General features: G+C 30.6%; 11 protein-coding genes. 10 read left to right on the plus strand and 1 reads right to left on the minus strand.

Features of this window, described 5'->3' with window-relative positions; all coding sequences use genetic code 11:
• The first annotated feature begins 4 nt into the window (after positions 1–4).
• From WG951_RS11865 to WG951_RS11885, 5 genes are all read left to right on the plus strand, one after another.
• Complete coding sequence (locus WG951_RS11865; RefSeq protein ID WP_105049598.1) at positions 5–1,963, plus strand: RagB/SusD family nutrient uptake outer membrane protein; 1,959 nt, start codon at positions 5–7, stop codon at positions 1,961–1,963.
• Between the two features lie 21 nt (positions 1,964–1,984).
• A complete protein-coding gene (locus WG951_RS11870; RefSeq protein WP_105049597.1) occupies positions 1,985–3,193 on the plus strand; it encodes a DUF5000 domain-containing lipoprotein in 1,209 nt (402 codons plus the stop codon).
• A 29-nt stretch (positions 3,194–3,222) separates the two neighbouring features.
• Entirely contained in the window at positions 3,223–4,491 is a 1,269-nt protein-coding gene (locus WG951_RS11875; protein WP_105049596.1) for a DUF4998 domain-containing protein, read from the plus strand.
• A 292-nt stretch (positions 4,492–4,783) separates the two neighbouring features.
• On the plus strand, positions 4,784–5,065 hold the full coding sequence (locus tag WG951_RS11880) for a T9SS type A sorting domain-containing protein (RefSeq protein WP_146105288.1): 282 nt from the start codon (positions 4,784–4,786) through the stop codon (positions 5,063–5,065).
• A 360-nt stretch (positions 5,066–5,425) separates the two neighbouring features.
• A complete protein-coding gene (locus tag WG951_RS11885) occupies positions 5,426–6,280 on the plus strand; it encodes a T9SS type A sorting domain-containing protein (protein ID WP_105049594.1) in 855 nt (284 codons plus the stop codon).
• Between the two features lie 152 nt (positions 6,281–6,432).
• Here WG951_RS11885 and WG951_RS11890 read toward each other — a convergent pair whose 3' ends face one another.
• On the minus strand, positions 6,433–7,278 hold the full coding sequence (locus WG951_RS11890) for an AraC family transcriptional regulator (RefSeq protein ID WP_105049593.1): 846 nt from the start codon (positions 7,276–7,278) through the stop codon (positions 6,433–6,435).
• A gap of 154 nt (positions 7,279–7,432) precedes the next feature.
• On the opposite strand from WG951_RS11890, the gene WG951_RS11895 reads away from it, so the two are divergent.
• The 5 genes from WG951_RS11895 (at position 7,433) to WG951_RS11915 (ending at position 15,243) form a co-directional block, all read left to right on the plus strand.
• Positions 7,433–8,389 (plus strand): dihydrodipicolinate synthase family protein, encoded by a 957-nt coding sequence (locus WG951_RS11895; protein WP_105049592.1) that lies wholly within the window; start codon positions 7,433–7,435, stop codon positions 8,387–8,389.
• A gap of 202 nt (positions 8,390–8,591) precedes the next feature.
• Positions 8,592–10,178, plus strand: a complete 1,587-nt coding sequence (locus WG951_RS11900) for an aldehyde dehydrogenase (NADP(+)) (protein WP_105049591.1) — start codon at positions 8,592–8,594, stop codon at positions 10,176–10,178.
• A gap of 1 nt (position 10,179) precedes the next feature.
• Positions 10,180–11,904: a DUF885 domain-containing protein gene (locus WG951_RS11905; protein WP_105049590.1), complete on the plus strand. Its 1,725-nt coding sequence runs from the start codon at positions 10,180–10,182 to the stop codon at positions 11,902–11,904.
• The gene (locus tag WG951_RS11910; RefSeq protein ID WP_105049589.1) at positions 11,897–12,907 is read left to right on the plus strand and encodes a 4-hydroxyproline epimerase; all 1,011 of its coding nucleotides are present in this window, start codon (positions 11,897–11,899) and stop codon (positions 12,905–12,907) included. Before WG951_RS11905 ends, WG951_RS11910 begins: the two co-directional genes overlap by 8 nt.
• A gap of 77 nt (positions 12,908–12,984) precedes the next feature.
• The gene (locus WG951_RS11915; protein ID WP_105049588.1) at positions 12,985–15,243 is read left to right on the plus strand and encodes a S9 family peptidase; all 2,259 of its coding nucleotides are present in this window, start codon (positions 12,985–12,987) and stop codon (positions 15,241–15,243) included.
• Position 15,244: the final 1 nt, after the last annotated feature.

Below are 15,244 nucleotides of genomic sequence, written 5' to 3' on the forward strand. Positions count from 1 at the left end.
AAAAATGATTAATTTAAAAAATAAAAAAATGAGTTTGTATTTTAAAAAAATTAAAGTATTTGCTGTGTTTGTGGCACTAACTATAAGTTTTCAATCTTGCGATAGTTTTTTAGATATAGTTCCTGATAATGTAGCAACTATAGATAATGCCTTTACACTAAGAAATGAGGCCGAAAAATACTTGTTTACTTGTTATTCATACATTCCAAAAAACGGAGATATTAATTATAACATAGGTATGTTATCAGGAGATGAAGTTTGGAAAAATAATGTTGCACTTCCTAATATGCCTAGTACCCAAATAGCTATTGGTAACCAAGCTGTAGGTACAGTTTTTCAAAACGCTTGGGACGGTAATAGAGACGGTGCTGGTCCATCGAATAACTACGATATTTATGATGGAATTAGACATTGTAATATTTTTATAGAAGCTGTTAGTAATACTGATAATGTTAGAGATTTAGATGCTTCGGAAAGAGAGCGTTGGATTGCTGAAGCGCAGTTTTTAAAAGCTTATTATCATTATTATTTATTAAGAATGTATGGACCAATTCCTATTATAGATAAGAATATTCCTATTGAAGCATCAACAGAAGAAATAAATGTTTTTAGAGAACCTTTTGATGATTGTGTAACTTATATATCAAATTTATTAGATACATCTGCAGAAAAATTACCAGAATCTATACAAGATGTTACCAATGAATTAGGTAGAATTACAAGGCCAATTGCATTGGGTATAAAAGCCAAATTATTAACAATGGCAGCTAGCCCTTTATTTAATGGAAATCCAGATTATGCAGGTTTTACAGATAGTAAAGGAAGACAGTTAATAAGCACAACATCAGATTCTGAAAAATGGAATAAAGCCGCAGATGCTGCGTTAGCTGCTATTCAATCTGCAGAAGCTATAGGAAGTAGTTTGTATTACTTTCCTCAAAATCAGTTTAATTTATCCGATACTACATTAACTAAAATGAGTATTAGACAGGCTGTTACAGAGCGATGGAATCAAGAGGTAATATGGTCCAATCCAAATAGTAGAACAGGAGCTTTACAGTATTATTGTATGGTTCCTTTGAGCTCAGAATACACGCATACTTTAGCCCAAAAAATATTATCACCACCATTAAAAATTGCTAAAATGTACTACACTAAAAATGGAGTACCTATGAATGAAGATAGAACTTTAAACTTTGGGAATGATACAGATTTAAGAATTGGAGATGCGGACCATCGTTATAATATTTTAGAAGGATATAGAACAGCTAGGATTCATTTTGATAGAGAGCCTCGTTTTTATGCAAATTTAGGTTTTGATGGTAGTACTTTTTATAAAGACGATAGTCCATCTAGATCAGATGAAGATACTTGGGTAATTCGTTCTAAATTTAACGATTATTCGGGTAGTAATGCGGGTGTACTTTACAATGTTACAGGATATTATATTAAGAAGTTGATAGATAGAAGGATGACAAATTCTACTCAAAACCCATATAGAACTTATGGTTGGCCAGAACTAAGATTGGCAGACTTATACCTTTTGTATGCAGAGGCTTTAAATGAAGCTTCTGGGCCAACACCAGAAGTTTTAAGATATATAGATTTAGTTAGAGCAAGAGCTGGTTTAAAAGGTGTTGCTACATCTTGGTCTACGTATTCTGTAAATCCATCAAAATACACCACTAAAGAAGGGATGAGGGAAATAATTCATCATGAGAGGCTAATCGAAATGTCTTTCGAAGGACAAAGATTTTGGGATTTAAGACGTTGGAAAAAAGCTGCTGAAGAATTAAATAAACCAATTCAAGGATGGAACTTTACTGGAATTGAAGAAGCTGAATATTATCAAATACAAACTTTAGAACTACAAAGATTTGTTGCACCAAGAGATTATTTATGGCCAATTTCTGAAAACACATTATTACAAAACCCTAATTTGGAGCAAAACCCAGGTTGGTAATCAATTCTAAAATAATAACTTATGAGAAACTTAATATTTAAAACCTGTTTATGTATACTTTGTATAGTCGCAACATTAACTTCTTGTGATAAAAGTGATAATTTTAACGAACCTTTAAGTGAAAATAGTACTGTACCAGAGCAGTTAACTAATATTTCTGTTACAAATGCGGCAGGTAAATCTAAAATTACATATTCACTTCCTAAAGATGATAATTTACTATATGTAAAAGCACTTTATAAGTTAGATACTGGTAAAGAAATTGAAGTAAAGTCTTCATTTTATAAAAAAACAATAGAGCTCGATGGTTTTTCTATTGCTGGTCCTAGAGAAGTAAGTTTAGTTACAGTAAGTAGAAACGAAATTGAATCTGCACCAATTATTATAACAGTAAATCCTTTAGATTCTCCTATTTACGATATTTACAAAAGTCTTACAGTGGGGCCTGATTTTGGTGGTTTGTTTTTAGAAGCTAAAAATCCAGAAAGAGCTGATATTGCTATTTTAGTAATGGAAAAAGATGAGAATGGAGATTGGGAAACAACTGCTAATAGTGTGTACACAGGTACAGATGAAATTTTTAGAACAGTTAGAGGTTTAGATACAATATCTAGAGATTTTGCATTTACAATTCGTGATCGTTTTTTAAATACTTCAGATACATTATTTCAAGCGGTAAAACCAATTTTTGAAACAGAAATACCAAGAACACAATATGCTGGCTTTCCATTACCAGGAGATGCTCCAACAAATGATTTTGGATTCGGTTTAGATAGATTATTTGATAATAATTTTATAGGCTGGCCAAGAATTTATATTACAGATGCTTCTGCACCTGCTCCTCATTCATTTACTATAGATTTAGGACAGGAATTAAAAATAAGTCGTGTTAAAATCTGGGATTATCCACAAGGAACTGCAGCAGGCTATATTTATTATTGGCAATTTAACATGCGTAATTTTGAGATTTGGGGTTCAAATAACCCAAGTGCAGATGGTAGCTTTGATAGTTGGGATTTGTTAGGTACCTATGAAGTTGTAAAACCTTCTGGGTTGCCTTTAACACAGCAAAATGCTGAAGATTTAGAATTTGCACAAGATGGTTTCAATTGGCCAATTCCTATTACATCACCTAAATATAGATATTTAAGAATTAACAACTTAAAAAATTGGGCTGGTGGTGGCCGTTTAGCGATTGCAGAAATGAGAGTTTACGGAGATCCTAGATAATAATAAATACTAATAAATTAATTAATATTATGATTAATAAGTTAAAAAATATAGCATATTCACTGTTTCTGTTCGGAGTATTAGTAATAGGTTTAAATGCTTGCTCTGTAGAAGCTGACGATTTTAAGAAATATACTGAAGGTGGTGAAATCTCCTATACAGGAAAACTAGATTCAGTAAAGATTTTTTCGGGTAAAAATAGAATGAAACTAAATGCTCTTTTAAGCACAGATCCACAAGTAACCTCTTATCGAGTTTATTGGGCTAGCAGAAAAGACAGTGTAGTTATTCCTGTACAAGAAAATCAAATTGCAACGAATATTTCTCAAATAATTGAAAACCTTGAAGAAAATACGTACAATTTTGAGATTGTAACTTTTGATGATAAAGGAAATAGTTCAGTACCTGTTTTTACATTAGGAAAAGTGTATGGAGAACGTTATCAAAATTCAATAATTAACAGGCCTCTTGTAAAAAGTGAATTGCAAATAGCAGATAATTCTGCAGTAGTTCAGTTTGCTCCAGTAGATACCTCTTCAGGAATCATCGATTCTGAGTTAGAATATACAGATAATAATAATGTAACTAAATCTTATACAATTCCTGCAGACAGCACTTATGAATTAGTTTTAGATAATTTTAATCCAGGAAATACTTTTAAATATAGATCTTCTTTTAAGCCAGATTCTACAAGTATAGATACTTTTTATACAGACTATAGTGTTATAGAAGCTATTGTTCCTATTTCAGAAGCGCCTTACTTTGAAAACGCTTCTAAACCTTTTAAATTGTTAGAGATTGGTACAGGTCGTTATGGAACACCAACAGATTGGATTCATAATGAAGGTGCATTAAATCATAATGGTTATGGTGTTTATGATAGTAATAGTGGTGGTGGAATATTTAATCTTGTTTCTGGTTATGGAGGTGAACCTAATATTGTTAATGGTAAAATTTACCAAAAAATGAGATTACGAAGTGGTACCTATACCTATACATTAGTAACAGAAGGTAATAATTATAATGGTGTAAACGACCAAGTTTATATGACAGCTACTTTAGGAGATATATTACCAGATGTTATAGATGTAGAAACATCTTCAGAAACATTAGCCTTTACAAGAGTTTCTGGTCCAGCAAATACATATACAATTGAATTTACTTTAACAGAAGATTTAACAGATATTGCAATAGGTTTAGCTTTAACAAATGGTATTAACCCAAATGACCCAAGTGCTCCACCAGTAAATATTAATAGATATATGACAATTGCTTCTTTTAGTTTACAAAAAAAATAATATATTAAAATATCTATTCGATTAGATTTTTTTAAATGGTTTTTTGTTTTTTTATTTCCTTATCATCGGGCTGTAATTAAAATAAAAAGCCATTTTTAGTTCTACTAATTCCAATGATTAAAATGTGTTTTATTTTTCAGTCATTTTTTATGTTGATTATTTATGAAAAATTAATATTTTAAGAAGATTAAATACTTATGATACTTCTGTTGGTAAGGTAAATACATGGCAGAAATTGGTTTTTGAAATTAAAAAGGCTGTAACTGGATCACATACATTTACCAATCGTACTATGTATAAAGTTGGTTTTTATCCAGATATGGGTTTTGCATTATCTACAATGTCTACAAAGTTAGCTGGTGTGCAAGTTTTTAAGGAAATGAATAATATGCTTAAAATTAAAGGTTTGCAACTAGGTAAAGCTATTATTTTTAATGTTTTAGGAAAACAAGTAATGAGTTCTAATTTTACATCAAACAATAACATAGAAATTGCTTTACCAAGATTTACTTCTGGTATTTACTTTGTAAAGTTAGAAATAGAAAGAGGTCGTTTAATTAAAAAAAAATTATAGAATAATTTAAGAGATTTTTAAATAATAATTTTATGAAGAAAGATATAGAGACAAATAAAGAAGTTACTCGTAAAGATGCTATTAAAAGATAGGTAAATATGCAGCATTAACAGCATTAAGAACTTATATGATTTTAAATCTACAAAAAAGCACAAGCAGCAAGTGCAACACCTGAGGGGCCTTGTACAGGTTTTTAAAACCTTATTAATAATTTTTTAAGAATATAAAACTTCAACTTTTAAAAGTTGAAGTTTTTTTAAATCGTAAAGTAAACATTATTAGCTATTTATTAGATAATATCATCTATTTTAATCAAGCTGTCTTTTAACTATTTTTATGTCTAACTAATTAAATTAACTTATGATGAAAAAAATTACTCTTTTTACCTTATTTACACTATCAATTAGTGTTGGATTTAGCCAAATTAACGTTCAAGATTTTGAGGGCTCTAATTTAGAATTTGTTAAAGGTGGTGTTACCACTTTAGTAGTAGAAAACCCAAGTAAAACAGGTTTAAATACTTCAGATAATTGTTTACAATTTTCAAGAAATGATAATAGCAAATGGTGGGCATTTGCTACAATACCTGTAGATCCTATTGCTACAATAAGCGTTACTGATAATCCTAAGTTTTTAAGTATCATGGTACGTTATTCAGCTCAGTCAGATTTAGGAGTACGTTTTAATGCTAACGAAGATAAACCTGCTGGTACAGAATCGGGAATTGTAAGAGCATTAAACACTTATGATGCTTCTGCACCAGATACCTGGCAAGAAATTGTATGGGAAATTAAAGATGATAAAGATGCTTTTGCTTTTACCCTTGGCTCTTTAGATAGATTGGTGTTTCATCCAGATATGGGTTTTGTAAATGTTCCTGCAGGTCAAGTACTAAGCACTACAAAACTAGCTTATATAGATAATATTCGTATTTTAGATGAAAACCCTTTAGCTACTGCTAGTATTAATGATGCTAGTTTAGAAGATGCTTTCTCTATTTATCCAAGTGCTGTTTCTTCTGTCTTTACAGTAAAAACTACTAAAACTATAAGTGATATTTCTATATTTAGTGTTTTAGGTAAAAATGTTACTAATAATCTTGTAAAGTTAGAAAACGAAACCTACAACATTAGTTCTTTATCATCAGGAATGTACATTGTTAAAATTGCTAGTGAAAACGGAAATTTTATCACCAAAAAAATAATTAAAGAGTAACGTTATTATTGCTTAAAATTAGTCAATTATAGAACCTCAACTTAATAAAGTTGAGGTTTTTTTATTTGTAAAATGGTTTCTATAAAGTTGATAAAATAAATAATAACATCTGTTTTAAAAAGTGATAGTAGCCAGTTATTATAATCCATATTTTAAGAAAAAGAATTCTTAAATTCCGAAGGCGATTGTTGTTTATAAATTTGAAACTGTCTATTAAAATTAGAAATATTATAATACCCACATTGCTCTGCTATACCAGCAATAGAAGCTTCTTTATCACTTATTAAAAGTTTGCAAGCATTTTCAATTCTTAACTCCATTAAAAACTGAAAATAAGTTTTATTAGTTCGTTTTTTAAAATATTTACAAAACGCATTTTTAGTCATATTTGCAATGGTACTTATTTCTTCAAGCGTTATTTTTTGAGTAAAATTGTTCATAGTATATTCAAAAATAGTTCGCATTCTATTTCCTTCATTATCAGAATATTTTTTATCGTAAATAAAAGAAGATAAACTTTTATAACTAGCATTAGAACAGGTTTTTAAAAGTTGAAGTAAGAGAATTAATTGATTTAGTTTTGTAGATTTTTCAAGTTGAAAAAATACATCACTTGCAATCTTTTTTTTAGAAGTAATTTTAAAACCATGTTTAGATCGTTTAAAAAAAGTAGTGACTTCTTGCAATTCCTCTAGTTCAAAAAAGTCTTTTCCAAAAGATTTATAGGTAAAAAATAACGTAAGCATATATGAAGTTTCAGAGGCTTTTATATCACTTTTAAAAACATGAGGAATTGCGCTACCAATAATAAAGATATCACCTTTTTTAAAAGAATTAACAGTATCACCAACAATTAAAGTGCCTTCACCTTTAACAATTAAACTTATTTGTATTTCTTCATGCTGATGTAATTTGTCATAAAAAGGATGTGTATCATCTATCTGAAAAACAAAAGAATTCTTTTCTGGTTTCGCTATTTTAAAAGGGAGTACAATCATAAATAAGCTATAATTACATCAAATATATGTAAATAATACTCGATATATAATTTACATCATACTTATTGGATATTATAGTATTAATTTTGGATAATTTATCAACTAAAAAAAATAAGTTATTGTGTATTTTTGGATAAAACAAAAAACAATAATTATGAGTATACAATGGAATGGCGTAATGCCGGCCGTGTTTACATGGCTGAAAGAGTCAAAATCTGGCGCTCTTGAAATTGACCTTGATATAACACAAAAACAGGCCGCAGTTATTTTAAAAGCTCAAGGAAAGGGCGGAAGCAGAATGAGCGGACTTGTTGGTTCTGGTACTCTGGGAGAGAATAGCTACTTGAGCGCCAAACAGCGTCTTTCTTTACTTAAATCCCTTTCTGAGGTTGCTAAAGAATACAATGTTCCGTTGATTAGTGGAGCTGCAGCAGAAACTAAGGAAGAACTTGCCAAAATTATTGAAGGACTTGCAACAGTTGGAGTTGATACCGTTATGGTTATGCCACCAAAAACTAAGGCGGTTCCTTCTGAAAAAGAAATGTATGAGTACTATGCACTTTCTGAAACAACTGCAAAAGATGCAGGTGTAACAATTATGCCTTATAACAATCCTGATGCAGCCGGTTATCATGCGCTCTCAACGGACCTTCTTAAAAGACTTTCTGTGCTGCCTAAAGTAACTGCTCTTAAAATATCGACTATAGATGTTTCAATTATTGAAACTCTGATGTTAGAGAACAAAAAATTAAAAATTTTGGCAGGAGTAGACACAGTAACTGTATATGCAGGACTCGCTGGAGCAAGCGGTGGAATTACAGGTGTAGGTACTATCTTCCCAAAAGCAAGTGTTACTATGCAGGAGTATGTTTTAAATGGAGAATGGGCAGAGGCTAACAAAATTTCTCAGGCTTTAAATTCCTTATCGTATCTAGATGCTCAGCCGCTGCTTATGGAATATCTTAAGCTTGCTATGGGAATTCATCATAATGATGTTGCTGGAGGGCTGCGTACCTTTGGTAAGAAATTAACTCAACAGCAAATTGATGATGTCCGTGCAAGGTATATTCTGGCAAAAGAAAGACTTGAAGTTCTGGACTTAATAAGTTGATCCTTTCAAATATTTAAAAAAGAGAAAGCTTCGTTTTTACAGAAGGCATAATGTAGACATTAATTACACGTTTATCATAATTCTAGAGATGGATATGAGAAAAGGTTTTTCATTTTAAGGCATTATTGTAAAAATATCTATTATCAAAAAAATAGCTTACAAACGAGTAAATTTGAAAAAAACATTTAAAAATAAGCAAAGAATGATTACAGGAAAAAACTATATAGGAAATAAATTATCAGCAAAAGGAAACAAGACTTTTACAACCTTTAATCCAGAATTAAATCAAGAAAACAAATCTGTTTTTACAGAAGCAACAACCGAAGAAATAAATGAAGCTGTAAGTTTAGCAACCAAAGCTTATAAAGAATACAGTAAAATTTCTGGCACTAAAAAAGCAGCATTCTTAAATGCAATTGCAGATGAAATTTTGGCTTTAGACGATGTCTTAATTAAAACATATTGTTCAGAAAGTGGTTTGCCAGAAGGACGTGCAACTGGAGAAAGAGGAAGAACAGTTGGGCAATTAAGAGGTTTTGCCAATTTAATTGCAGCAGGTTCTTGGGTAGATGCAACTATAGATAAAGGAGATGCAGCTAGAGAGCCACAACCAAAACCAGATATTAGAAAACTTAACTTTCCATTGGGTCCAGTAGTTGTTTTTGGTGCAAGTAATTTTCCTTTAGCATTTTCTACTGCTGGTGGAGATACTGCAGCAGCTTTAGCAGCAGGTTGTCCTGTACTTGTAAAATCACATCCAATGCATGCAGGAACAGGAGAATTAATTGCTACAGCAGTTATAAAAGCAGCAGAAAAAACTAAGATGCCAAATGGGGTTTTCTCTAACTTAAATTCTAGTGGTATAGAAGTTGGTCAAAAATTAGTTTCAAATTCAGGAGTAAAAGCAGTTGGTTTTACAGGAAGTATAAAAGGAGGAAGAGCTTTGTATGATTTAGCCGCAAAAAGAGAAGAACCAATTCCGGTTTTTGCAGAAATGGGTAGTATAAATCCTGTTGTATTGTTACCAAAGGCATTACAAAACAGAGCAGTTAATATTGCAACTATTTATGCAGGTTCTATTACTGTTGGTACAGGTCAGTTTTGTACAAACCCTGGATTACTTTTAGGTATAAAATCAGAAGGATTAACCACTTTTGTACATACATTATCAGAAGAAATTGTAAAAATAAATCCTTCTGTTATGTTGCATCCAAATATTAAAAAAGGCTATTTAAATAATAAAGAAAAGGTGGTTTCTCAAAAAGGAGTTTCTGTAACTGCAAATTTTACAGAAGATGTAAAAGCCAATTATGCACAACAAGCTGTTGTTACTGTAAATGGAAGTGAATTTCTTAAAAACACAACTTTACACTTAGAAGTTTTTGGACCTTTTTCTATGGTTGTTCAATGTGAAAATGAAGCTGAATTAGAAAACGTAATTGACCATTTAGAAGGGCAATTAACAGGAACTATTATTGCAGATGATAATGAATTAGAAAACCACACAAATATTGTAAATGCGCTACAAAATAGAGTTGGACGAATTATTTTTAATGGAGTGCCAACAGGTGTAGAAGTTTGTGAGTCTATGGTTCATGGAGGTCCTTATCCTGCATCTACAGATAGTAGATTTACAGCAGTTGGTGTTGGTTCTATAAAACGTTGGGTAAGACCTTTTAGTTATCAAGATTGGCCAAATAATTTACTGCCAGACGAATTAAAGAACGAAAATCCTTTAGGAATTTTAAGATCAATAGACGGAAAAAAATCAACTGAAAAAATTAACTAATTTGAAAAATTTAAAATCTCTTTGTATTCTAATTTGTTTTGTGTGTATTTCTTTAACTACAGCACAAAGTAAAAACGAATTGGCAAAAATTATTGAAGTTTATGAAACGCAAAGAGATTATAAATTTAATCCATTTGAATCTGTAGAAAAGACAAACGAGTATTATAAACTAGAGGCAGATTTTGCAACGGAAATGATTCAAAAAATAAATAAGATTTCTCTAGAAAATCTTTCTGAATCAGATAAAATTTCTAGAGAATTATTGCTTTTTGTCTTGCAAGATAAAATAGACGAAGTTAAGTTTAAAATGCACCTAAATCCGATTACAAATGAAGTTGCTTTTCATTTGAATTTAGGAAATATGGGTTCTAAAGTTCTAAAAACAAAAGAAGATGTTGCAAAATATTTAAAGGATTTAGAAAAACTTAATCGTAAAATCGATTATAATATAGACTTACTAAGAGCAGGAGTTGCAGCAGGAATTTCTCAACCCAAAGCAGTTTTTAGCAATTATAGTTTTACATATGATAAACATATTGTTTTAGATGTAACTAAAAGTGAATTTTACAAACCTTTTTTAAATTTACCTGCATCCTTATCAAACCAAGAAAAAGAAGATTTTATAAAGAAAGCAACAAAAAGTATTCAAGAAAATGTAGTAGAAAAATTTAAAGAAATAAAAGCTTTTTTTGAGGATGAATATTTTCTAAATACTAGAGAAGAATTGGGTGTAAATAACACTCCTAATGGAGAAGCGTTTTATCAAAACAGAATCAATTTTTACACTACTAGCCAAGAATATACTGCAGAAGATATTCATCAAATTGGCTTAAAAGAAGTTGCACGAATTAAAGCAGAAATGCAAACAATAATTAACGAACTTCAATTTGAAGGAACTTTTGCAGACTTCTTGCAATTTTTAAGAACAGAAGAGCAATTCTATCCAAAAACGGCAAAAGAATTATTAATGTTCGCAAGAGATATCGCTAAAAAAATTGATGCTGAATTGCCAAAATATTTTAAAACATTACCAAGAAAACCTTATGGAGTTGTGCCTGTTCCTGCAGCAATTGCGCCCAATTATACAGGAGGTAGATATTCTGGAAGCAGGAGTGATGATACAGCTGGCTTTTATTGGGTAAACACCTATAATTTACCAAGCAGAACTTTGTATACAATTCCTGCATTAACAGCTCATGAAGCAGTTCCTGGGCATCATTTACAAATATCTTTAAACAACGAATTACCAAAAGATGAAATTCCAAAATTTAGAAGAAATTTATATTTATCTGCTTATGGTGAAGGTTGGGGTTTGTATGCAGAAACGCTGGCAGATGAAATGGGAATTTACACAACACCTTACGAAAAGTTTGGGAAATTTACTTACGAAATGTGGCGTGCTTGTAGGTTAGTTGTAGATACAGGAATCCATGCGAAAGGTTGGTCTAGACAGCAAGTAATTGATTATTTGGCAGAAAATACAGCATTGTCAATCCACGAAGTTACTACAGAAACAGACAGGTATATTTCTTGGCCTGGACAAGCAATTTCTTATAAAATTGGTGAAATTAAAATTCGTGAATTGCGTAAAAAAGCAGAAAAAGAATTAAAAGAAAAATTTAATATTAGAGATTTTCATGAAGTAATTTTAGGTGTTGGTACTGTAACGTTATCAATCATGGAAAATCGAGTGAATAATTATATCAATCAGAAATTAAATGAGTAGAAAAACTTTTTTTTGTGTTGATGCACACACTTGTGGGAATCCTGTGAGAGTTGTTGCAGGTGGTGGTCCTAACTTAATTGGCGCAAATATGAGCGAAAAGCGTCAGCATTTCTTAAAAGAATTCGATTGGATTCGAAAAGGCTTAATGTTTGAACCAAGAGGTCATGATATGATGAGTGGTTCTATTTTATTTCCACCTCACAATCTAGCAAACGATTTTGCCATTTTATTTATAGAAACTTCTGGCTGTTTGCCAATGTGTGGTCATGGAACAATTGGCACAATTACAATTGCGATAGAAGAAGGTTTGATAACCCCAAAAATTCCTGGCAAAATTAGAATGGAAGCGCCTGCAGGTTTGGTTGAAATTGAATACAAAACCACAGGAAAAAAAGTAGATTGGGTAAAATTAAAAAATGTAAAAAGTTATTTAGCTGCAGAAAACTTAACTGTAGACTGTCCTGAATTAGGTGAACTTACTTTTGATGTTTCTTATGGAGGAAATTTTTATGCAATTGTAGATCCGCAGAAAAATTTTAGTGGTATTCATAACTTTACAGCAAGTAAAATTGTTCAATATTCGCAAATAGTAAGAGCAAATATCAATTTAAAATACCCTAATTTATTTGTGCATCCAGAAGATGAAACCATTAAGGATGTAACACACATGTTGTGGACAGGCAATCCTTTAGATTCAACATCTTCTGGCAGAAATGCAGTTTTTTATGGCGATAAAGCAATTGATAGAAGCCCTTGTGGAACAGGTACTTCTGCAAGATTAGCACAATTATTTGGGAAAGGAAAATTAAAGGTTGGTGAAGAGTTTATTCATGAAAGCTTTATCGGTTCTAAATTTACAGGTTTAGTGGAAGAAGTAACCACTTTAAATGGCAAACCTGCAATAATACCAAGCGTAAAAGGATGGGCAAAAATTTATGGTTACAATACAATTATTATTGATGATGAAGATGATCCTTATGCACATGGTTTTCAAGTGATTTAAGTTGATTGTTACATAAAACTAAATTATTCTGAACTTGTTTCAGAATCTTATAACATTATTAATTTAAACAAACTAAAATGAAGCATTTCTTAAGAGCATTAGTTCTTTTTTTAATAAGTTCAGTAACTATTACTGCTCAAGAAATAACAAAAGAAGACTATAAAAGGGCAGTAAACTTTGGCTACAGTAAATTAATTAATAAGCAAGTTTTTAATTTACAAACAAATGTAAATTGGTTTAAAGATGGTTCGGGTTTTTGGTTTATCGATTACAGTAAAAATAATAAAACGTATAACACAGTAAGCTTTAAAAATAAAAAAGTAGTTGAACTTTTTAACCATCAAAAATTTGCAAAAAGTTTATCAGAAGCATTAAATAAAGAAGTAAAAGCAACTAATTTATCGCTTTCAAATATTGAAAAATTAGATGGTATTCTAACTTTTTCTGTTGATAATAAAACCTTCAACTTAAATTTAAAAGATTATCAACTAAAAGAAAAACCAACGAAAACAGCGCAAGAAAAACCAAATAATTTTGAAAGTAGATCGCCAGATAAAAAATGGATTGCTTTTGTAAAAGAGTATAATTTATTTATAAAATCTACAGAAACAAACCAAGAATTTCAACTAAGTAAAAACGGAAAAAAAGGATACGAATATGCCTCTTGGTATGGTTGGTCTGATATGATGGAAGGAGAAAATGGGGAAAGACCAAAACATTTTTCTGTAAAATGGTCCAAAGACTCGAAATGGATTGCCACGAATATTGTAGATACAAGAAATGCAAAAAAAATGTATTTGTTAAATTGGGCAATAGATTCTTTATACAAACCAAAATTATTGTCTTATTACAGAGGTTCTCCTGGAGATACAACCATGGTAAAAAGTATTCCTGTATTTTTTAATATTGACACAAAAAATGAAGTAAAAACAAACTTACCAACTCAAACTCACATAAATACTGTAAGTGTAAATTGGACAAATAAATCTGGCGAGTTTATTGCCAATTATAAAGAGAGAGGTTTTTTTAATGAATATGTAAAACTCATCGATTTAAACACAAATTCTGAAGAAGTTTTAATTCACGAAAAAGATTCTATTGGCATTGATGCTTTTGAATTTAGGCTTACAGAAAACAAAGAAAATATCATTTATTTGTCAGAAAAATCGGGATGGAAACAGTTGTATTTATTTGATGTAAAAACAAAAAAATCTAAACTTTTAACAAGTGATGGTTATTACATTAACAATATTGAATTTATTGATGATAAAAAGGAAGTTGTATATTTTTTAGCATCAGGAAAAGAGGAAGGAAACAATCCATATCATCAGCAATTATACAAAGTTACTTTTAAAGGAAAAGAAACGTTATTAACGCCAGAAAACACGCATCACATTGTCCATTTTTCAAAGGATAAAAAATATTTTGTAGATAATTTTTCTACGATAGAAAAACCAACAAAAACAGTTTTAAGAGAAACAATATCTGGTAAAATAATTACAGAATTAACAAATGCAGATGTTTCTGAAATTACAGAAATAGGTTGGACAGCTCCAAAACCATTTTCGTTAATTGCAAAAGATAATAAAACAACTATTTATGGTGCTTTTTGGAGACCTTCTAATTTTGATGCTTCTAAAAAATATCCAATTATAGATGCCACTTATACAGGACCACATACACAACGTTTTCCAAAATCTTTTAATTTAATTTATACTGAACAATCGTTGGCAGAATTAGGTTTTATTGTGGTTAGAATTGATGGCTTAGGAACTGCAGGAAGATCAAAAGAATTTAAAGCACATTCTTATTTAAACATGCAAAATAATTTAGAAGACCATGTTTTAGCAATTAAGTATTTAGCAGAAAAATATGCTTTTATAGATGTAAATAAAGTTGGAATTTACGGGCATTCTGCTGGAGGTTATGATACTGGAAGAGCTATGGTTGGTTTTCCTGATTTTTATAAAGTTGGTGTTGCCAGCTCTGGAGATCATGATTTTAGAATGGAAAAAGCTTGGTGGCCAGAAATGTATATGGGGTGGCCAGTTGATGAAAGATACCATAAAGCATCTAATATTACCAATGCAAAAAACTTAAAAGGAAAACTACTATTGGTTCATGGAGGAATTGATGAAAACGTAAACCCTTCTGCAACGTTTAAATTTGCTGAAGCACTTATAAAAGCAGATAAAGAGTTTGATTTATTGATTATTCCAAGTCAAAAACATGGATATAGTGGAGATTCTTACAAATATTTTACAAAGAAAAGATGGAACTATTTTGTAGAACATCTTTTAGAAACAAAACCAATTTGGAATTTTAATTTAGAGTAGA

The sequence above is a fragment of the Polaribacter butkevichii genome, assembly GCF_038024105.1.
Classification (GTDB): Bacteria; Bacteroidota; Bacteroidia; order Flavobacteriales; family Flavobacteriaceae; genus Polaribacter; species Polaribacter butkevichii.